Here is a 20,872-nt window from a genome sequence, read left to right as displayed (position 1 = left end):
TAAAAGTAGGGCGTTTGTGAGATTGATAGCGCGAATATTTTAAGATTGAGTGTAAGACATAAAAGGGAAAATAACATATGAAGTGAATGAAAATCTAAGTTAGTTGAAACTGAAAGTGAAAAATTCATCACTGACACTTCGAGAGTATTGAAATTTTGATATCTTTCGTTAACATTCAATTAAACAATCACGGATAAGTAGAACATATAAGATATTTTTCTCCAGTTGAAAATTAGGGAAATCCCTATAAAAGTAAGAAAAATTACTATATCAAACAATAGGGATTGTCCTATATTTAAAGCGTTCACATAATATTCAAGAAGATATAAATTTATTGCAATAAATAATATCTTATAATTGTAATTGAACGAAGTTAGGCAGATAATGAAAGTACAAAGTTAATAAGTGGAGGGAACTTAATATGTTAACTGAATCAGAAATTCAAACAATTAAAGATACGGTACCATTATTACAAGATAAAGGGACTGAAATCACTTCAATATTTTACCCTAAAATGTTCAACAACCATCCAGAACTTCTCAATATGTTTAACCAAACTAACCAGAAAAAAGGTATGCAATCAACTGCACTTGCTCAAGCAGTATTAGCTGCAGCGATGAACATCGAGAACCTAGGTGCCATTGCTCCAGCGATCATGCCTGTTGCATACAAACACTGTGCACTTCAAGTATATCCTGAACATTATCCAATTGTTGGGGAGAACTTACTCGCTGCCATCCAAGATGTGACAGGACTTTCTGAAGACGACCCAGTCATTCAAACTTGGGCGAAAGCTTACGGCGAAATTGCAGATGTATTCATCAAACTTGAAAAAGAAGTTTATGACGAAATGATGTGGATGGGCTTCAAACCATTCAAGATTACTAAAATTACTCAAGAAACACCAGATATTAAATCATTTACTGTTGAAACAAATGACTATGATTTAAGCCAATATAAACCTGGTCAATATATCACTGTTGACGTAACAAGCGACAAACTTCCTTACCGCGCTAAACGTCACTATTCAATCGTAAGCGGTGACGAACATCACCTTACATTCGGTGTACGCCGTGATGTTGTTGATGGTCACGAAGGTGAAGTTTCTACAATCTTACACGATGAATTATCCGAAGGCGACACAATCAACTTATCAGCGCCTGTAGGTGGATTCTTACTCAATAACTTAGAACAACCACAACTCTTCATCGGTTCTGGTGTCGGTATCACACCACTCGTTTCTATGTTTGATGCTGCATCTAAAGAAGGTAGCCAATCTCAAATGATTCAAGTTGCACCTTCTGAAGATCAAGTTCCATTCAAAGAAATGATTGAAGAAATCACACAACGTGATAACGCAAACTTACACCTACATCTTAAAGATTCTGAAGGCTATTTAGAAAAAGATGAATTAACTCAATATCTATCTGAAAGCCCAGAAATCTACATTTGTGGTGGTACTTCATTCTTAAACTCAATTATGGAAGCTCTTAAAGAACTTGAATACGACATGTCTAAAGTACACTACGAAGTATTCGTTCCACGTTTAAGTGTTGAAGTTTAATCGCATATTTTAAACGCTCAAGTTCATTGAGCACACTTGGCACTATCATCGAAGGTGCTGAAATTAAATAAGAATCTCGAGCATGAGATATACGAGGAGAATGAGCAATCGTTAGGGTTACTCATTCTTCTCTTTTTTTATGAATAATGAAGCGGTTGATATCGGAAAAATGCCTTATTGAGAGTGAAAACGTTTTATAAAGCATATATCTTGTGGAATCGATTCGTGTTCGTCATCATATATTTATATATCAACTTCTTAGGGTATAATATAGCATCTGTATATCAAGAAGTCGGCGTGAACTAAAAGTGTAAAACAAACCATAAACATAAAAATTGCATAAGTTTACGGTAAACGCGTAGAATGAAAAAGTTGGTTTTTACTAGACAAGAGAGAAAAACAGATATATTAAGTGCTAAGACGTCTACGTATACAACCTTACCTAAATGAACAGGTCTAACAAAAATGATTGATAGTCTTAGTCGCGTTTTGAGAAAAAGTCAAGAAGAAAGAAGGGTTATATGTGGCGGACAATTCAACTTCAAGTATGAAACAGAACATCCCATTGTTTATCGTCTTACTCTCAGGGGCGTTTATCACAATCTTAAACCAAACGCTTCTCGGTACAGCACTCCCGCCAATCATGAAAGATTTAAAGGTAGATGAAAACACAGCCCAATGGCTACAATCTATCTTCATGCTCGTCAACGGTATAATGATTCCAGTTACAGCGTTCTTAATTGAGCGTTTCACATCACGACAACTCTTCCTATCAGCAATGGCCATCTTTGCGGTAGGTACGGTCTTCTGTGCAGTGGCACCTGAATTTACAACGATACTTATCGGTCGTATCTTACAAGCGGCTGGTGCAGGTATCATGATGCCACTCATGCAAACGTTACTCTTTATGTTGTTCCCTAAAGATAAACGCGGAACAGCGATGGGCTTATTTGGTTTAATCATCGCCTTTGCGCCAGCGATTGGTCCGACGTTATCAGGTATTCTTGTCGAACATCTTACATGGAGAAGTATCTTCTACATTATCTTACCAATCGCAGTGATCAACATTATCACAGCATATTTCTTATTACGTAACGTGACTGAGTTGAAACATCCGAAACTCGATAAACTCTCAGTTGTGTTATCTACACTCGGTTTCGGTGGCTTGTTATATAGCTTCAGTAGTGTTAGTGGTGCAGGTTGGCTCAGCGTCCAATTTATCCTACCACTTATTGTCGGTGTGGTTGCGCTTTACATCTTCATCACACGTCAGCTTAAGCTCAAACAACCGATGTTGGAATTCCGCGTCTTTCAACATAGTATCTTCACACTCGGTACCATCATGAGTATGATTGTGTTTGGTGTCATGATTTCAACGAACGTCATTCTGCCACTTTATATGCAGAACATGTTACAGTTCAGTGCGCTTGAATCGGGTCTCGCTCTCTTACCAGGCGCTGTGATTATGGGTGCGATGAACCCGCTCACAGGTTATATGTTTGATAAGTTTGGTGGAAAATGGCTAGCAAGAGTTGGACTATTTATCTTATTCGCTTCAAGTATGGCGTTTATTAACTTAGATAGTCATACAAGTTTTGCTTACCTAGCGACGATGAACGCGGTTCGAATGGTTTCTATCGCAATGGTTATGATGCCGATGACTACACTATCTATCAACCAATTACCAAATGAACTCATCCCACACGGTACTGCGATGAACAACACCTTTAGACAAATGGCCGGTGCGATCGGTACAGCTGTCTTTATTACGATTATGTCAGTCGGTGCTGATCCATCACGTGGTATGGACGGCGTTATCCACGGTGTTAACATGTCTTTCCTTGCGTCAGTCGCATTAGCAGGTATTGCTTTCTTAATGTCATTTAAGTTAAAAGATGAGAATGACGATGGAAAACGTACACGTCGTAAATATGCTAATTAATGGCAAGTGAGGGAAGTCTACCCGCAGTATAAAAGTAATTAATTGAGCAATAGGAAACGAAAAAGATTGAATAATTGAAGTGCAGAAAAGTCGCTCTAGCAACCTCATGTTGGAGCGACTTTTTAATATTTAGAGATAATGCGTGTGCTTTGAAGATGCTATTTAGATTTAAAGCCATTAATAATAATACTTAAGTATTAAATTGAACTTTCTAGTAATCCTAAGATTATGTGTTGGTGAAAAGATAATACATTCAGTGATGAATAGTTTTACTACCAAACGCCACTACCATGGCTCATCATAGCGAAAAGAGAATTGAACGTGTATCATATGAATTAAGAATTATGATGAAAAGTCGAGGTCAAAGGAGTCTATCTCATGAAGATATTAATCATTGAAGATGATTTGGTTATCGCAGAAAGTTTACAAGCTGAACTCAATAAATGGCACTACGAGGTTGATATTGCGCGAGATTTCAGTGCGATTATGGAAGAATTTGAACAAAGTAATCCACATCTTATCTTATTAGATATTAAATTACCATCATTCAACGGTTTTCATTGGTGCCAAGAGATACGACGTCACTCTAACGTGCCAATTATCTTTATTAGCTCGCGTACGGATAATATGGATCAAATTATGGCAATTCAAATGGGCGGCGATGATTTTATTGAGAAACCGTTTGATATGTCATTAACGATAGCTAAGATTCAAGCTCTGATGCGACGCACGTACAACTTCACAGTAGACCACAATCGTCTTGAAGTGCAGAACTGTCAACTACTGATAGATGAAGCGAAGTTGAGCTATCAAGGGCAATCTGAGAAATTATCCTTTACTGAGCTACAAATTATGCAGTCATTATTTCAAAATGAAGGAAAGTATGTGAGTAAGACAGATTTAATTGAAAAATGTTGGGAATCTGAACATTTTATCGATGATAATACGCTAGCAGTCAATATGACTCGCATTCGCAAGAAACTACAAAATATCGGCTTACCTCATTTTATTGAAACGAAGAAAAATGTAGGCTATCGGGTAAATTAAGAGGTGAAAGAGGATGAATTTCTTAAAAACTATCAGTAATGAAGCACTGATTATTTTACTGATATTAGTGCTATTCTTATTCATATTCTTTGTCTTTTCATTACCTCTGACGCCATTTCTGTTAGCTTTAGCGATTATCGTCTTTGTCTTCGCTATTTATGCATTTTACCGTTATATCAGCTATCAAAAGCATCAGCGTCTTGAGGAACAAGTAGAAGAGTTAGAGCAAAGTCTGCATAATGTACGAAATGAACAAATTGAATATAAGAAGGAAGTAGAAGCTTACTTTCTGACATGGGTGCATCAGATGAAGACGCCTATTACTGCATCTAAACTTCTGCTCGCTAGAAATGAAGAGGGCATGGTGAATCAACTGAGACAAGAAATACTTCAAATTGACAACTATTCCAACTTGGCTTTAAGTTATTTGAAATTATTGAATCATAATACGGATATGGTGCTCGCACCTGTCACGATTGATGAGTTGATTCGTCCGCTTATTAAGAAATATTCAATTCAATTTATAGAGAATCAAACGAAGATCCACTATGAGAAATCAACTGCTAAAGTAATTACTGATGCACGTTGGTGTTCTATTATGATTGAACAACTCTTGAATAATGCTTTAAAGTACGCGCGAGGACAAGATATTTGGATTAATTATAATGAGAATGAACAGAAACTTGAAATAAGAGACAATGGTATTGGAATTAGTCGTGCAGATTTGCCAAAAATCTTTGACCAAGGTTATTCAGGATACAATGGCCGTTTACATGAAAAATCAAGTGGAATTGGATTGTTTATTGTGAAGCGAGTTTCCAAGCACTTGAATCATTCTGTAGAGGTAGAATCTGAACTAGGTGAGGGTGCACGATTTACTATTCAAATTCCTAATAGCGGCACAGAAAGAGAATAACAAGAAAGAAGCGACTACACTTATAAGAAAGAGAGAGAAGTGTAGTCGCTAGACAAAAGATTTATGCTATTTTGTGAGTCCAAAAGAGCAAGTTGAGCTCACTGTTCAGAGATTTTTGATTGTTAGAGATTGATTCCTGCATCTTAGAAGTGTGTTTAGCCATTGGTCTTAAATTTAAACTTTCACTTAAAAATAGAATTTATAATGTAATGTCAAAACAGATTTATATAATTAAATGTGCAAAGTATTTCTAATCACTAAAGCGTAAGTTTCAAATTTTTATAATAGCTAATAACGATAAGCATTCGAATCCCATAAACTTAACCCTATTTCATTTAATTTAGAAAAGGTAAAGTTTGTACTCACACAAAAATTCTGACTTTTATTTAAGGCCTCTTCCTTTGGACACTCTTATCATATAACATTTTTGTAATTTCGGATATAGTCAATTTTATACTATTTTTATACTTCAATTGTATACTACTTAAATAATTTAATAGATTTTGATAAATGAGTTAAAATTTGAATGGTTAAAATAAGATAAATGGTGTTGGACAAGAATACTTGCAATTGTCATTAAAATCTTAACGATCTCAAACACTAACTATAACCATATAATTTTACTGACTTCGACTTCCTAATTTCCAACTTTACGTCAAAAAAATCACCCTACAAGCGACCGAACTTGTAGAGTGATTCCTATTCTGATCTATCTTATTTCCCTGTCCCAATTTTCACCATTAAATCAATACACATCACGTTGATAACGCTGCTCTTTACGCATTTGCGTGACATATTTCTCGGCATCTTTCTCAGAGAAATGACCTTCTTTCTGTAATACCTCAATCAATGCATCATGCACACCTGTAGCCATTTGATCTTTATCGCCACAAACGAAGAGTGCTGCGCCGTTAATAATCCAATTATAAATCGTTTCGCTATTCTCTAATAAACGATGTTGAACATAAACTTTCTCGTCTGTATCACGTGAAAAGGCTAAATCTAACTTACTTAAATAACCTTGTTCACGCCAACTTTCTAATTCTTCCTCATAAAGATAATCTGTTGCTTTGTATTGATTGCCAAAGATCAGCCAGCTATCTTTCTTCAACTCTCGTTCTTCTGCTTCTTGTAAATAAGCACGATAAGGTGCAATTCCTGTACCCGCGCCAATCATAATAATCGGCGTGTCATCTTCAAATGGGAATTTGAAGTTCGGGTTTTTACGGAAATAAATTGGAATGTGATCGCCGGGTTGTAAACGATCGGCAATTTGTACTGAACAAACACCTTCTCTAGAGCGACCATGGGCTTCATAACGAACTGCACTCACTGTAATATGAACCTCATTTGGCGTCTTCTGATTACTACTTGAAATAGAATACTCACGTGGCGGAAGTTTACGTAACAATTGTTGCAACATTTCAGGCTGCAATTGTTGAGGCGGATAATCCGTGAGTAAGTCGATTAAATCTCTGCCATATGCGTAAGATTTCGCCCAACCGTCATCTAGTAAGTGCTCAGATAAATCTGCGTTATCAAACATATCTCCGGCAGTCGTGAGCAGAGTAGGTGTTAATTTCGTAATTTCGAAATGATAAATCAAGGCTTCTCTAAGTGTAGCTGTCTCACCTTCGTGATTCACTGGTACTTCTACATCTTGTTCCCAACCGAGTTGCGCAATCAGTTCGTCCACGAGTTCAGGATTATTGGCAGGAATGATAGTTAAGATATCGCCAGGTTCGTATTGGGTTTGATTCCCGTCAATTTGCAACTCTAAATGGTGTACTTCCTTGTTAGATTCAGGTTGTGTTAATACTTCGTTCTTGAGCACTGTGGACTGGAATGGATTAGCTTTCGTATATTGTTCAGACGGTGTGGCAACATCGCCACGTGTCACTGAATCTTCTGGAGCTTGAGTGATGACACAAGCTGAACCGTTGGGGTCATGTACAGCCTCATTTGCTGTGTTGGTTGAAGCCGCTTCATTTTTATCATTAGCTGTCGCATCAGTCGTAGCCGTCTCCTTTGATTTACCCACACTTTCATTGTCAGTGGACTCGTCCGCAACATTCTCATCAGTTTTATCAGCAGAATCCGCATCATTAGCCGTCTTATCGCTATCTACGGGATCAATCGCGTTGAGTACTTCAAGCATTTTATCCATCCACTGTTCTGCCGTTTCTTCAAAGTCGAAATCGCAATCTACACGAGGAGCGATGCGGTTACCGCCTAACTCTCCAAGAATGTGGTCGAAATCTTTACCTGCCTGACAGAAATTATCGAAGTCTTGGTCACCTAGTGCGAGCACTGCAAAGTCCACAGCTTCCATGCTTGGTGCATCATCGCCGTGCAAGTATTCGTATGTGTCCAACGCATTGATTGGTGGTTCACCTACACCTTGCGTAGAACAGATGACGAATAAGGGGGAAGTCTGCGGGAGGTCTTCCGTAGTGAACTCGTCCATCTCATAGAGTTCAGTATTAAAGTCATGGGCTTGTAATTTCTCTTCAAAGTCCTCCGCTACACATTCCGCGTTCCCTGTTTCTGTACCGAAGAGGATGGTAATCTTCTCAGGACGCTCTGAAAGTGAGCTGTGACGCTCACTTGCGCCTTCGCTCGCTTCTGCTACCTCTTCTTTCGCATCCTCGTTTGAGGTCTCACTCGCTTCGTTGGCCGTCTCAGTTTGGGCTTGTTGTTGCGTTGCATGGTCCTCTTCCACTTGGTCTTTTTCGGACTGGCTCAAGAGATAGCCACTTAACCAATTCTCCTGTTCAGGCGTGAGTGTAGGTAATATTTTATTTAAAAGCGTAAGTTGTTCTTCGCTAAAGGGACTATTCGTTGAATTGAGTTGCAATCCATATCACCTCTCATTGCTATTGTAATCCTATGATTGAGTGGGTTAAACTAATTCGTTCGCGTTCGATTGTAATTCGTTATATGTACTATCAGTATACATGATTTAGTGATTGAGTTGGTTAGGTTAAAAGGAGTTGAAGTGTCGTTGAGATATTTTATTCGCCTCACTTAATGATTTTTATAAAATGCAAACCCGCTCGATCTAACCCACATCATAGAGAAAGGCTTAGACGCGACTGCTATACGCACGTTTAAGCCTAAGCCTCATCTCGTATACTATTCTTTAATCGCAAAGGCGCGGACTGGGAAGCCTGGCGCATCTTTCGGCTTCGGACTGATCGTGTAAATAATAGCTCCACGTGTAGGGAGTTGATCTAAGTTCGTTAACAGTTCGACTTGGAATGTATCTTGACCGAGTACATAACGCTCACCAACGATATCGCCATTGCGAGCAGTATCGACAGAAGCGTCAGTATCAAACGTTTCATGGCCGATTGCTTTGACCCCGCGTTCTTCAAGGAGGAACTTCAACGCATCGAGTCCCCAACCAGGCAAGTGTTGATTACCATCCTCATCTTTATTCTCAAACGCTTCAGTATCCGGCCAACGTTTAGACCAATCTGTGCGCAAAGCTACGAACGTGCCACTTTCAATCGCACCGTGTTTAGACTCCCATTCGAGTAAATGGTCACGCGTGAGCACGAAATCAGCATCCTCTTGCGCTTCTTTAGCGTAATCTAAGACGATGAGCGGCAAGACGAGTTCCTTTAAATCAAGGTCGTTTAAATAGCGTTTATTTTCGACGAAATGAATAGGCGCATCAATATGTGTACCGTACTGAGTAACGATATTCCAACGTTGCACGAAGAAGCCATGTTCTGGCACTGTGAATAGCGTTGACACTTCTGCCTTTTCAAAGTCGCTAAAGCGTGGAATCTCCTCGTCAAATGTGTGGGTTAAATCGACCCACGTGGCAGATTTCAGTTGTTCAAGTTGTTTCCAAAGTGGATAGCTCATGTGTATCACCTTTCTTGTATTAAAATGTGTAAATAATTACTGATAGGGCGTTTCTTATCTAATCGTTGAATGTAGAGATGGTGAGGATTCATGAAACATTTTAACGATCACAAATCCTCATCAAACTTGAAGCGCGGATTCACTCCATCTCAATCAAGACGTCTTCTCTAAATTATCTTCACGTAAATGACGTACTGCCTCTACTAGCACACTCAAGGCTGCTTTCACTTCTTCTTCCTTACGTGTCTTCAAGCCACAGTCCGGGTTCACCCAGAACAATGAACGGTCAATATTCTGTAAAGCACGCGTAATCGCCGTCGTAATTTCACTTTCTTTAGGAATACGTGGACTATGAATGTCATACACGCCCAGTCCAATTCCTAAATCATACGTAATATCTTCAAAGTCTTTGATTAAATCTCCATGACTACGTGACGTTTCAATAGAAATTACATCTGCATCTAGCTCGCGAATGGCGTGAATAATTTGTCCAAATTGAGAATAGCACATATGCGTATGAATTTGTGTCGCATCTGCCACTGATGATGTCGCTAAACGGAAGGAATGGACAGCTTTCTGTAAGTAATCTTCATGATATTCAGAACGGAGCGGTAAACCTTCACGCAAAGCAGGTTCATCGACTTGTATAATACGTATACCCGCTTCTTCTAATGCGAGCACTTCCTCATTTATCGCGAACGCAATTTGATCTTGTACACGTGAACGAGGAATGTCTACGCGTTCAAATGACCAGTTCAAGATAGTCACCGGCCCTGTTAACATACCTTTGACCGGGTGAGTAGTGAGACTTTGCGCATACTTCGTTTCAGCCACCGTAATCGGCTCAGTCCATTTCACGTCACCATAGATGATAGGTGGTTTCACAGCACGAGATCCGTAAGATTGCACCCAACCGTATTTCGTTACGAGGAAGCCTTGAAGACGCTCACCGAAGTATTCCACCATGTCGTTACGTTCGAACTCACCGTGGACGAAGACGTCGAGTCCGATATCTTCTTGAATGCGAATCCAGCGCGCGATTTCTTGTTCTAAGAACGTACGATATTCTGCGTCGGAAATGCGCTGATTCTTCCAATTCGCCCGTTGTTTACGCACCTCAGTGGATTGAGGGAATGAGCCAATCGTAGTCGTAGGTAGATCCGGCAATTGTAAGTGTTCTTGTTGTGCGAGACGACGTGTCTCAAATGGAGATTGGCGCGTCGTGCGTACAGCATCGAAATCGTACTCCGCATTTTTGAAATCTTGTTGGTTAAAGCGTTCATAACGCGCTTGTAATGTGTTGAACTTGTCCGCGTCGTTATCGTTGAAGAGGCGTTTTAATGCGTCTAGTTCATCGAGTTTTTCCGTCGCGAAGCTTAAGCCTTCTGCGATATCTTCTTCGAGCTGTTCATCATCGAGTGATACAGGCACGTGTAAAAGGGAAGACGACGGCTGAATCACGAGTTCGTCTGTATAGTCTAGCAATGTCTCAATCAAGTGCTTTTTATCCTCTAAATCTGCAGCCCACACGTTGCGACCGTCAATAATTCCGGCATAAATCGCTTTCTCTTTATCGAGATAACCAGACTGGATTTGCGCTAAGTTGTAGCCATGGTCGTGTACAAAGTCTAAGCCATAACCTTTCACTGGTAAGGTGTTCAGAAATTCGATGTTTGCGCGTTCAAAGTACGTTTGAATGACGAGTTTGTCGCCTAACCCTGCTTCAGCAAATTCATCATATGCACGTTTAGTTATCGTCTCGTATTTGGCACTATCGTCTGTCACGAGAATAGGTTCATCGATTTGAATGTAAGGCGCACCTGCTTCAACGAGTTCTGTTAATACTTGTCGGTACAACGGAAGTAACGTGTCCACTTTCTCTTCAAATGACTGCGCACCACCTTTTGATAATGCGACAAACGTAATAGGACCGAGAATCACAGGATGCGCCTCGACGTTAAGAGATTGCGCAAATTCATACCGCTCGAGCAATGTATTGTGCGTCACTTGCGGCTCGACGTTGTCCCACTCTGGAACGATGTAGTGGTAGTTCGTGTTAAACCACTTGATCAAAGCGCTTGCGACGTGTTCTTTATTACCACGTGCGATGTCGAAGAGTAAATCCGTATCGACTGGGCGACTTTGGAAACGTTCAGGAATAATGTTGAAGAGCAGAGATGTATCTAACACGTGATCATAGAGTGAGAAGTCTCCTACAGGAATGCTGTCGAGATGATAGTGTTTCTGCAGTAAGAGGTTCTCCTTGTGTAACGCATTCAACTGTTCATGCAGTTCCTCGAGTGTAATGCGTTCTGCCCAGTAACTTTCAATGGCTTTCTTCCATTCTCTCTTTCTACCTAGTCTTGGGAATCCTAAATTTGATGTTGTAATTGTCATAATAATGCCTCCTGTTTCGTTGAAGTGATGGTTTGTGAATACTGTGCGAGTTCAATGGTCAAGTCCACGCGTTGAAATGGTGTGATGAGATATAGGCCATTGAAGTAGCGATGGACAGTCTCAATCAATGCTTTCGAGAGTTTGAGACTTAATGCTTTCGTCTGTGCTGCGTCGTCTTTTACCGCTTCAAACTGCTCCAAAATGTCGTCGGAGAGTGTAATGCCTGGGACTTCATTGTGTAAAAATAACGCATTGTTGTAGCTCGTTATCGGCATGATACCGATATAGAACGGTGTTTCTAAATGCTTCGTAGCTTCATAGATTTCTTGAATCTTGTCACTGCTGTAGACGGGTTGCGTAATAAAGTAATGTGTTCCGTGCTTGATCTTCTGTTCTGCCCTTTTAACTGCGTGGTCTAAGCGACGGACGTTAGGGTCAAAGGCGCCAGCGATGTTAAAATGCGTACGTTGTTTCAACTCTGCACCGTCTGTATTGATGCCTTGGTTAAAACGCAGTGCCATCTCAGTGAGTCCTCTCGAATTGACATCATACACGTTGGTAGCACCGGGAAGATTTCCTATGCGTGCAGGATCGCCGGTAATCGTTAATATTTCGGTGATATCGAGTAAAGATAGGCCGAGAAGATGAGACTGTAAGCCAATTAAATTACGGTCTCGACAGGCGATGTGCACTAAAGGCTCTATGTTGTATTGTTGTTTGATAATGCTTGCCGCTGCGATGTTGCTGATACGCACAGTGGCGAGCGAATTGTCGGCTAAAGTAATGGCGTCGATGCCGAGTTGATCGAGTTGTTGGACGTTGTCGAAGAAAGTGGACGTATCCAAGTGCTTCGGTGTGTCTAATTCGACGATGATTGACGGGCGTTGTTTGACGATGGACGTTAGGTTTTTCTTATGTGTAGGTATCGCCTGATTGGTTTCACGTTTCTTAATCGGGATGACATTTTTACGTGTCACCGGCGACAAATCTTTGACGGCTTGCTTGATATAGCGCACATGTTCAGGTGTCGTGCCACAACATCCTCCAATAAGACGGACGCCTTCGTTAATGAGTTTTTGAGCCATTTTACCGAAATAAGCAGCATTATCGCTATAACGTATTTCTTGGTTCTCAATGTCGAGCAGACTCGCGTTCGGATAACACGAGAGATAAGCGTCTTGCGGCAGGTCGATATGTGAGAAAGACTGCTGCATGTGATGCGGGCCGTGGTGACAGTTGAGCCCCACGATATTGGCACCACATTTGACGACGTGTTGAATCGCTCGGTTAATCTCTGTGCTGTCTTTCAGATAGTGCGTGTTGGAAGCGGTGAGTTGCGCGATAATCGGACGGTCGGTCATCTCTCGGGCGAGCTTGACGACGGCGGTGAGTTCCTCTAAGTCGTAGTACGTTTCAAAGAGTAGCGCGTCGACACCAGATTGGATTAAAGTCTCGATTTGTAGCTCGGTATGATAGAGAATCGTCGACAAACTCAAATCTTCCTGTGTTACGCTGCGAAAGCCTCCGACAGTGCCGAGAATAATCGTCTCAGGTTGAGCTGCGCGTTGAGCAATCGCTACTGCAGCTTGATGGATGTGTTTCACTTTGTGCTCTAAGCCAAATGCTTTCAACTTCTCAAAGTTTGCGCCGTACGTGTTGGTTTGGATGACGTCCGCCCCAGCTTCAATATACGAGCGGTGAATCGCCTCGATCTTCTCAGGATGAGTGAGGTTGTATGCTTCTGGGCAAGTATCCAATCCTTCTGTGAAGAGAATCGTGCCCATTGCGCCATCACCGACGAGGACTTGTGTCTGTAGTTTGTGTAAAAGTTTATCCATCACATCCCTCCTTTAATGCATGATTGAGGTCGGCAATCAACTCAGTTGGATCTTCAAGACCAACGCTAAGTCGAAAGAGTCCCCATGTAATTTGCCTAGCCTCTCGAATGTCCTGTGGAATCGCGGCATGTGACATCGTAGCTGGGTGAGACAAGATCGTTTCTACGCCACCCAAACTGACCGAGACGAGTGGAAGTGTGAGCGCATTGACGAAGGCTTGTGCACGTGTTTCGTCTTGAAGTCGAAATCCGAGTACTGCACCACCATGGCGTGCTTGTGAAAGATGTAGGTCGCTATACCCTGGATAGTACACTTCACTCACTGCAGGATGTTGTTCGAGAAATTGGACGACCTTATGCGCGTTAGCCACAGATTGGTTGTAGCGGACGGGCAACGTTTTTAAATGTTTAGCCAAAGTCCAGCTATCTTGAGCAGATAATGCCGTTCCTGTCCCATTTTGTAAAAGATAAAGCTGCTCCGCTAAATCGTTGCGCTTAACGATGACGGCACCTGCGATTAAATCACTGTGTCCGCTGAGAAATTTCGTCGCGCTGTGAATAACGATATCCGCGCCTAACTGAAGCGGGGATTGACCTAAAGGTGTCATAAACGTGTTATCTACAGCGACATCGATGTGATGCTGATGTGCGAGTTCTGTCGCACGACGAATGTCCGTAATTTTAAATTTCGGATTGGACGGTGTTTCCAAATAGATTAGGCGTGTCTCTGGTCGAATCGCACGTTGAATATTTTTAATATCTGTCGTATCAACGGTTGTAAAATGAAGATTAAAACGATTCAGAATTTGACGTGTCAGTCGAAAGGTGCCGCCATAGACATCGTCAGGCAAGATCACGTGGTCTCCAGACTTCAGCGATAAGAAGACGGCTGTAATTGCGGCGATACCGGAAGCGAAAGCAAAGGCGTGTGTGCCATCTTCAAGTCGCGCGAGTTTCTCTTCCAACAGTTGGCGGTTAGGGTTGCCACTGCGCGCATAATCAAATGCTGTGTGCCCACCTAATTGCGATTGGTGAAACGTCGAAGAATCATAGAGCGGTGGGTTAGCTGAATTGTAGGTGTGACCTCTCTGTTGATCGAAGAGGACTTCTGTTTCTGGCGATAATGTCATGTGACCACTCCTTTCTGTGATTGATTTAATGCTTGAATAATGTCGCGTTCAATGTCGTCGTAATGTTCAATGCCGACCGAGAGTCGAATTAAATATGCGTCAATACCTCGCTTGGCCTTTTCCTCATCAGGCATATCGACGTGCGTTTGTGTATAAGGGAAGGTAATAAAGGTTTCCGTGCCTCCCAAACTTTCTGCGAAGATACAGGTTTTGAGATTTTTTAACAATAGCCCAACGTCGTATTGAGGATTCAGTCGCAAACTCAGCATGCCTGTCTGTCCGCTATAGAGCACCTCGCTAATCGCTTCCAACTCCTCGCAACGCTCTGCTAAACGACGCGCGTTCGACGCTGCACGTTCCATGCGTAGGTGAAGGGTCTTCAAGCCACGTTGTAAGAGGTAACTATCAAAGGGCGAAAGCGTCGGGCCTATCATGTTGTGATAACTCCCCAGTGTTTCTGCTAAGCTGTCATCTTTCACCGTAACTACTCCTGCGAGGACATCGTTATGACCACCAATATACTTCGTCGCCGAGTGAAGCACGATATCTGCTCCGTCTGCTAAAGGTGTAGAGAGATACGGCGTTAAGAATGTGTTGTCGATAATCGTGAGCAAGTTATGTTGTTGTGCGAGTTTGTAATACGGTTGAGCGTCAATCGCAATCATCTGTGGATTGGAAATCGGTTCGATAAACAATGCACGTGTTTGTGGTCCGATTGCTCGTTGCACTTCGTCATAGTTCGTGAAATCTACATAGGTAAAATGAATGTCGTAGTGCGTTTCGTAATGTGCGAAAAGTCGAAAGGTCCCGCCATATAAATCAAAGGATACGAGCACTTCGTCACCAGGTTGAAAGAGGTGACAAATGAGTTGGATCGCAGCCATGCCACTTGATGTCGCGAAAGAAGCTGTACCCTGTTCAAGGCGGGCAAACGCTTCTTCAAACGCTGAACGTGTCGGATTCTTAGTTCGCGTATAATCGTAGCCTGTTGATTCACCTAGATGTGGATGTTGATAGGCGGTAGATAGGTGAATAGGGTTTGCAATTGCACCGGTCGCATCTTGAGTAAGCGCGATTTGAGCGAATTCAGTATCTTTCATGCGTGAACAACCTCCTTGTGAGTAAAATAAAAAAAGCTTCCGTCCTTTAAACCCGATTCGAATCGGATGTAAAGGACGAAAGCTTCGGTTTCGTGGTACCACCTATATTTGTTGCTTCATCGCTAAAGCAACCTCAACCAGTACGCCATCAGTTAAAGTCGCGAATGGTTGAACGAAGTAACCTCTCACCGAGTGCAAAATAAAAACCCATTTCGTCTATACAAAATGAGTATCAACACGGTTGAGGACGTGGAAATCCAGTACGCCATTTAACAAATGTTAATACTGTCTCGCTATAACGGGCGAACCCGTTGACACCTCATATTGGCATCAACACTCAAAGGCCATTTTCAAACTTTCTTTCTGGATCTTCTTTCAGCAAACGAAGACTCTCTGTGCCAGCAGTGTAAGTTCTACTTTCCTTATTGCTGTGTTTCAATGCGTTGTGAACTTGTTATCATTAAGTTTATAGAGCGGGGTTTTATTTGTCAACTACTTTTTCTGAAAATTGTGATTTGGTGTAATTCGAAAATGATGGAGAAGTCTTGCTGTATCTAGGATAAATACTTGTTTAGTAAGAGAGAAATTTTTTACAATAAAGAGTAATGAATCACACATGAGGGAGTGCAAAGCATGGCGTTATCCAACGACCAACGTATCGCGCAACAAGCAGACGAGAAAGTTCAATCTATACCTATTCAGCAAATTAAACCGAACCCTTATCAACCACGCAAAACGTTCGATGAAGCGAAGTTAAATGATCTCGCTGATTCGATTCGTCAACATGGCATCTTGCAACCTATCGTGCTAAGCGAAAGCGTTCAGGGCTATTATATCGTCGTGGGTGAGCGACGTTATCGTGCTTCGCAACTTGCTGGTTTGACTGAAATGCCAGCGATTGTGAAAGCTCTGACTGAGACAGATATGATGGAACTGGCGATTATTGAGAATTTGCAGCGTGAAGATTTGAATGCGATGGAAGAAGCGGAAAGTTATCAGAAGCTAATGGATGATTTACATATTACGCAACAAGATGTCGCGAAACGTTTGAGTAAGTCTCGGCCATATGTCGCGAATATGTTGCGTTTGTTGAACTTGCCTAAATCAGTGGCAGATATGGTGAGAAAAGGTGAGATTTCTGGTGGTCATGGTCGTACATTACTTGCGGTTAAGGACGTACAAGCGATGAAGCGGTTAGCCAACCGGGTGTCTAAAGAACATTGGAGCGTCCGGTATTTAGAAAGTTATTTAGCTGACAATGAACCTAAAAAGCAAACCTCTCAGAAAGCCACTAAGCAAACGAAACCGCGCTTTATTCAAAAACAAGAACGCCAACTCAAAGAACATTACGGCACGGATGTGACGATTTCGACACGAAAACAGAAAGGGCAGATTACTTTCGAATTCACCTCAGAGGAGGAATTTAAGCGTCTTATTCGTCAACTCAATCGAGAATGATGAGGCATTCTTGTTGCAGCTGTGCGCACAAGAAGAATCGCTTGTCTAAGTGAGAGTGGAGTGAGTCTTCTGAGACTGCTCTTAACTTCATAGACAAGCGATTTTGATGTTATCTTCTTTGATTTAAAGCACGATTGATTTCTGCAACATATTTTTTATTTCGATGATATTGAATGATCCAAATAACGCTATAAATAATAACGTAAACGATGACAAAGCTAACAATGGGAGCGACTTTGAGCGGGAACCATCCTGCTAAAATAGCTAGAGGGAAGAATCCACCAAGCATCAATATGAAATGGGCGATTGTGATCTTCCATAATGACCACTCTGCTCGTTCATACAACAGTCCACCTACAAAGAATAGGATACCGATAAGCGCCCAGATAATGATGGAAACCAACATAATTGTAGGTTCATTAAGGTGTGCATAGTAAAGCTGCCCCATCGTTGAGACAGATGATTGAGGATAATAGTGTCCGTGCCCAAAGATAAAGCTAAAGGCAAGCGACAAGGCAAGACCGATTATGATACCTAACATACTACTTCTAAAGATTCCTCTCATAGTGACAACCTCTCCTTAATTAATTTAAGATAACGACGCGATGAATGCGTATAATCTACATTATTGAAATAAATGCGAATTAACCCGTTGGCTTGAAGCTGTAACTTATAAATCGCATCGATGTTCACAATTTCAGATTTTGAAATACGTACGAACTGTGTAGGAAGCGCAGATTCAAGTTCGTATAATCGATAAGTAATCCTATACTCTGTATCACGTGTGCAAGCATAAACTTTTTTATTCAGTGACATAAATGAGCGAATGTCCTTGATGTCGAGAAAGTAAATCTCGTCACCAATGCTTCCTTTAATTTCTTGTAACTTCTCTAAGTTATCCACATACGAGACAAGTTGTTGAATCTCTTCTGTCATCTCAGGGCCTTCAATTGAGATCTGTTCTTCGGGATGGGCACTTCCGATATTAAGTCTAAGTTTCACATTCACCTCTCCTTTATGAAAGAGTTAAGTATAGTAAAACACATTTTTAGTGCTGATAGCGGCTTTTCAGACAACTGGTAGGAAAGATGGGATAAGTGGTGGCTTAAGATAACTTATTTTACATATGGTGGGTAGTAAAATGTACGATAGGACTCACTTATTGACTATACAGGTGAGTTATTTTATATTGAATTCTTGATAAGTTACGCTAAGAGTAAGGGTTAAGCCCAATTTGAACATTCTAACGTACGTCAGACTCATTGAGTTAGCAAGATCTCCGCTCATTTCGACCTCAAGGTGTAGGGCAAAGTTTGAGTGAAGGTTTATACTGATGAGTAGATATTAGAGGAGGTCTTTCTTTGAATCAGGTATTAAGCATCTTAAAGTCCATCGCTGAACCGTTAACGAAACCTGAGACGTACCAACACTTCGCCTCTAAAGCGATTATGGTTATCGTCTATCTTATCGTCGCATGGATTGTCATCAGAATCTTAAATAAGATTATTCAGCAGTTCTTTAAATTGCAGAACAGAGGTAATAAAGGAAATAAGAAACGTTCGAAGACGCTTATTTCGCTCGTGCAGAACATCGTCAGTTACGTCGTATGGTTTATCGTCATTACGACAATCCTGAAGAAATTTGGTATTAGTGTTGAAGGTATCATCGCCAGCGCAGGTGTTGTAGGTCTGGCCGTTGGTTTCGGTGCTCAGACAGTCGTGAAAGACATCATCACAGGTTTCTTCATTATCTTTGAAAATCAATTCGATGTCGGTGATTACGTGAAGATTAATAGTGGCGGTACGACTGTCGCAGAAGGTACTGTGAAGTCTATCGGCTTACGCTCTACACGTATCAATACAATTAGTGGTGAACTCACGGTCTTGCCAAACGGTAGTATGGGTGAAATTACCAACTATTCAGTGACGAACGGCACATCTATTATAGATATTCCGGTTTCTCCAGAAGAGAATATCGATAAAGTGGAAAAACAACTCAGCGAATATTTAGTTACGATTCGTTCAAAATACTATTTATTCGTTTCTGATCCAACTGTCATCGGTATCAACTCACTCAATCGTGATGAAATCGTGCTCGGTATTACAGCTGAAACGATTCCAGGAGAAGGCGCAGCAGGTGGTCGCATTCTTCGTAAAGAGATTTATAATTTCTTTAAAGTAAAAGGGATTAAAATGCCTAAACCGCTTATGGTACAATATGACCCGGATAAAGAATAATTCCGCTCGCGAATTCGGAGGAGTGACAGCTTAATGAATAACTACGGTTTAAATGATATTATAGAAATGAAGAAGCAACATGCATGTGGAACAAACCGTTTTAAGATTATTAGAATGGGCGCAGATATCCGAATCAAATGTGAACATTGTCATAGAAGTATTATGCTTCCACGTCAGACTTTTAATAAAAAAATCAAAAAAGTACTTGAATCTCATCAAGATACTGAAGAATAAGGAGAATGAAACATGGCTTTAACAGCAGGTATCGTAGGCTTACCTAACGTCGGGAAGTCTACCCTTTTCAATGCAATAACTAAAGCAGGGGCGCTAGCAGCGAACTATCCTTTCGCAACGATCGACCCAAACGTGGGTATCGTTGAAGTGCCTGACAGTCGCTTAGGCGTCTTAACGGACATGGTAGAACCTAAGAAGACTGTTCCAACTACTTTCGAATTCACTGATATTGCAGGTATTGTGAAAGGGGCTTCTAAAGGTGAAGGTCTCGGAAACAAATTCTTATCTCATATCCGTGAAGTAGATGCAATTTGCCAAGTCGTGCGTGCGTTTGATGATGATAATGTGACGCACGTTTCAGGTAAAGTCGATCCAATTGATGACATCGAAGTAATCAATATGGAGCTCGTGCTCGCAGATTTAGAGTCTGTTGAAAAACGTTTACCTAAACTTGAGAAGATGGCACGTCAAAAAGATAAAAATGCTGAAAATGAAGTGCGCATTTTAACACGCATTAAAGAGACACTTGAAGCGGGCCAACCCGTACGTAGCTTAGAATTTGATGCAGAAGATCAAAAATTTGTGAACCAAGCACAATTACTCACGTCTAAACAAATGCTTTACATCGCAAACGTTGGCGAAGACGAAATTGGCGACGACGATAACGAGAAAGTCAAAGCGATTCGTGAATATGCCGAAAACGAAGGCTCTACAGTCATCGTAATCAGCGCGAAAGTCGAAGAAGAAATCGCAACATTAGACGATGAAGACCGCGACATGTTCTTAGAGGACTTAGGTTTAGAAGAGCCAGGACTCAACCGCTTAATCCGCACAACATATGACTTGCTCGGTTTAGCGACGTACTTTACTGCAGGTGTGCAAGAGGTACGCGCTTGGACATTTAGAAAAGGTATGACCGCACCACAATGTGCCGGTGTCATCCATACAGATTTCGAACGTGGCTTTATCCGTGCTGAAGTGACAAGCTATGAAGATTACGTAGAATACAATGGCGAGAATGGTGCGAAAGAAGCAGGTAAGCAACGTTTAGAAGGTAAAGACTATATTATGCAAGATGGCGACGTTGTCCACTTCAGATTTAACGTGTAAGTCTTGCTGAGTGGTGTAAGTCGC

At 41.3% G+C, this 20,872-nt stretch carries 16 protein-coding genes and 1 other annotated feature; of the genes, 8 read left to right on the top strand and 8 right to left on the bottom strand.

Annotation, left to right across the window (positions count from 1 at the left end):
- Window positions 1–421: 421 nt before the first annotated feature.
- The 4 genes from HMPREF2802_RS09675 (at window position 422) to HMPREF2802_RS09660 (ending at window position 5,469) form a co-directional block, all read left to right on the top strand.
- On the top strand, window positions 422–1,564 hold the full coding sequence (locus HMPREF2802_RS09675) for a globin domain-containing protein (RefSeq protein WP_049410148.1): 1,143 nt from the start codon (window positions 422–424) through the stop codon (window positions 1,562–1,564).
- A 523-nt stretch (window positions 1,565–2,087) separates the two neighbouring features.
- Window positions 2,088–3,506, top strand: a complete 1,419-nt coding sequence (locus HMPREF2802_RS09670; protein ID WP_083307628.1) for an MDR family MFS transporter — start codon at window positions 2,088–2,090, stop codon at window positions 3,504–3,506.
- Between the two features lie 378 nt (window positions 3,507–3,884).
- Window positions 3,885–4,553: a response regulator transcription factor gene (locus HMPREF2802_RS09665; RefSeq protein WP_002472782.1), complete on the top strand. Its 669-nt coding sequence runs from the start codon at window positions 3,885–3,887 to the stop codon at window positions 4,551–4,553.
- Window positions 4,554–4,566: 13 nt separating this feature from the next.
- Window positions 4,567–5,469: a sensor histidine kinase gene (locus HMPREF2802_RS09660; protein WP_070504059.1), complete on the top strand. Its 903-nt coding sequence runs from the start codon at window positions 4,567–4,569 to the stop codon at window positions 5,467–5,469.
- A gap of 745 nt (window positions 5,470–6,214) precedes the next feature.
- On the opposite strand, the gene HMPREF2802_RS09655 is transcribed toward HMPREF2802_RS09660, so the two are convergent.
- From HMPREF2802_RS09655 to HMPREF2802_RS09630, 6 genes are all read right to left on the bottom strand, one after another.
- Window positions 6,215–8,326, bottom strand: a complete 2,112-nt coding sequence (locus HMPREF2802_RS09655) for a diflavin oxidoreductase (protein WP_070504056.1) — start codon at window positions 8,324–8,326, stop codon at window positions 6,215–6,217.
- 278 nt (window positions 8,327–8,604) lie between these two features.
- Window positions 8,605–9,345, bottom strand: a complete 741-nt coding sequence (locus tag HMPREF2802_RS09650; RefSeq protein ID WP_049405392.1) for a cyclase family protein — start codon at window positions 9,343–9,345, stop codon at window positions 8,605–8,607.
- Window positions 9,346–9,498: 153 nt separating this feature from the next.
- Window positions 9,499–11,745: a 5-methyltetrahydropteroyltriglutamate--homocysteine S-methyltransferase gene (gene metE / locus HMPREF2802_RS09645; RefSeq protein WP_070504053.1), complete on the bottom strand. Its 2,247-nt coding sequence runs from the start codon at window positions 11,743–11,745 to the stop codon at window positions 9,499–9,501.
- Entirely contained in the window at window positions 11,739–13,580 is a 1,842-nt protein-coding gene (locus HMPREF2802_RS09640; protein WP_070504050.1) for a bifunctional homocysteine S-methyltransferase/methylenetetrahydrofolate reductase, read from the bottom strand. The genes metE and HMPREF2802_RS09640 overlap by 7 nt, the downstream gene beginning before the upstream one ends.
- Window positions 13,573–14,709: a cystathionine beta-lyase MetC gene (gene metC / locus HMPREF2802_RS09635; RefSeq protein ID WP_070504047.1), complete on the bottom strand. Its 1,137-nt coding sequence runs from the start codon at window positions 14,707–14,709 to the stop codon at window positions 13,573–13,575. The genes HMPREF2802_RS09640 and metC overlap by 8 nt, the downstream gene beginning before the upstream one ends.
- Complete coding sequence (locus HMPREF2802_RS09630; RefSeq protein ID WP_070504044.1) at window positions 14,706–15,809, bottom strand: PLP-dependent transferase; 1,104 nt, start codon at window positions 15,807–15,809, stop codon at window positions 14,706–14,708. The genes metC and HMPREF2802_RS09630 overlap by 4 nt, the downstream gene beginning before the upstream one ends.
- Before the next feature lie 68 nt (window positions 15,810–15,877).
- Window positions 15,878–16,247, bottom strand: a binding site (T-box leader).
- A 195-nt stretch (window positions 16,248–16,442) separates the two neighbouring features.
- Between HMPREF2802_RS09630 and HMPREF2802_RS09625 the strand changes: the two genes are divergently transcribed.
- Window positions 16,443–17,267, top strand: coding sequence for a ParB/RepB/Spo0J family partition protein (locus tag HMPREF2802_RS09625; RefSeq protein ID WP_070504041.1), 825 nt, complete (start codon window positions 16,443–16,445; stop codon window positions 17,265–17,267).
- 109 nt (window positions 17,268–17,376) lie between these two features.
- Here the strand turns inward: HMPREF2802_RS09625 and HMPREF2802_RS09620 are convergent, their stop codons facing one another.
- A complete protein-coding gene (locus HMPREF2802_RS09620) occupies window positions 17,377–17,832 on the bottom strand; it encodes a DUF3021 domain-containing protein (RefSeq protein WP_070504038.1) in 456 nt (151 codons plus the stop codon).
- On the bottom strand, window positions 17,829–18,269 hold the full coding sequence (locus HMPREF2802_RS09615; protein ID WP_070504035.1) for a LytTR family DNA-binding domain-containing protein: 441 nt from the start codon (window positions 18,267–18,269) through the stop codon (window positions 17,829–17,831). The genes HMPREF2802_RS09620 and HMPREF2802_RS09615 overlap by 4 nt, the downstream gene beginning before the upstream one ends.
- A gap of 359 nt (window positions 18,270–18,628) precedes the next feature.
- Here HMPREF2802_RS09615 and HMPREF2802_RS09610 point away from each other — a divergent pair, with 359 nt between their 5' ends.
- Genes HMPREF2802_RS09610 through ychF form a run of 3 tightly spaced genes read left to right on the top strand, consistent with a single transcriptional unit; the run spans window position 18,629 to window position 20,848 of the window.
- A complete protein-coding gene (locus HMPREF2802_RS09610) occupies window positions 18,629–19,504 on the top strand; it encodes a mechanosensitive ion channel family protein (protein WP_002472793.1) in 876 nt (291 codons plus the stop codon).
- 33 nt (window positions 19,505–19,537) lie between these two features.
- Entirely contained in the window at window positions 19,538–19,738 is a 201-nt protein-coding gene (locus HMPREF2802_RS09605; protein WP_002472788.1) for a DUF951 domain-containing protein, read from the top strand.
- Between the two features lie 12 nt (window positions 19,739–19,750).
- Entirely contained in the window at window positions 19,751–20,848 is a 1,098-nt protein-coding gene (ychF, locus tag HMPREF2802_RS09600; protein WP_049405377.1) for a redox-regulated ATPase YchF, read from the top strand.
- The last annotated feature ends 24 nt before the right edge of the window (window positions 20,849–20,872 follow it).

The organism is Staphylococcus sp. HMSC071G07 (genome assembly GCF_001811435.1).
Classification (GTDB): domain Bacteria; phylum Bacillota; class Bacilli; order Staphylococcales; family Staphylococcaceae; genus Staphylococcus; species Staphylococcus pettenkoferi.
Note: the sequence above shows the minus strand (reverse complement) of the source record. Positions and strands in the feature narration are given on the sequence as shown.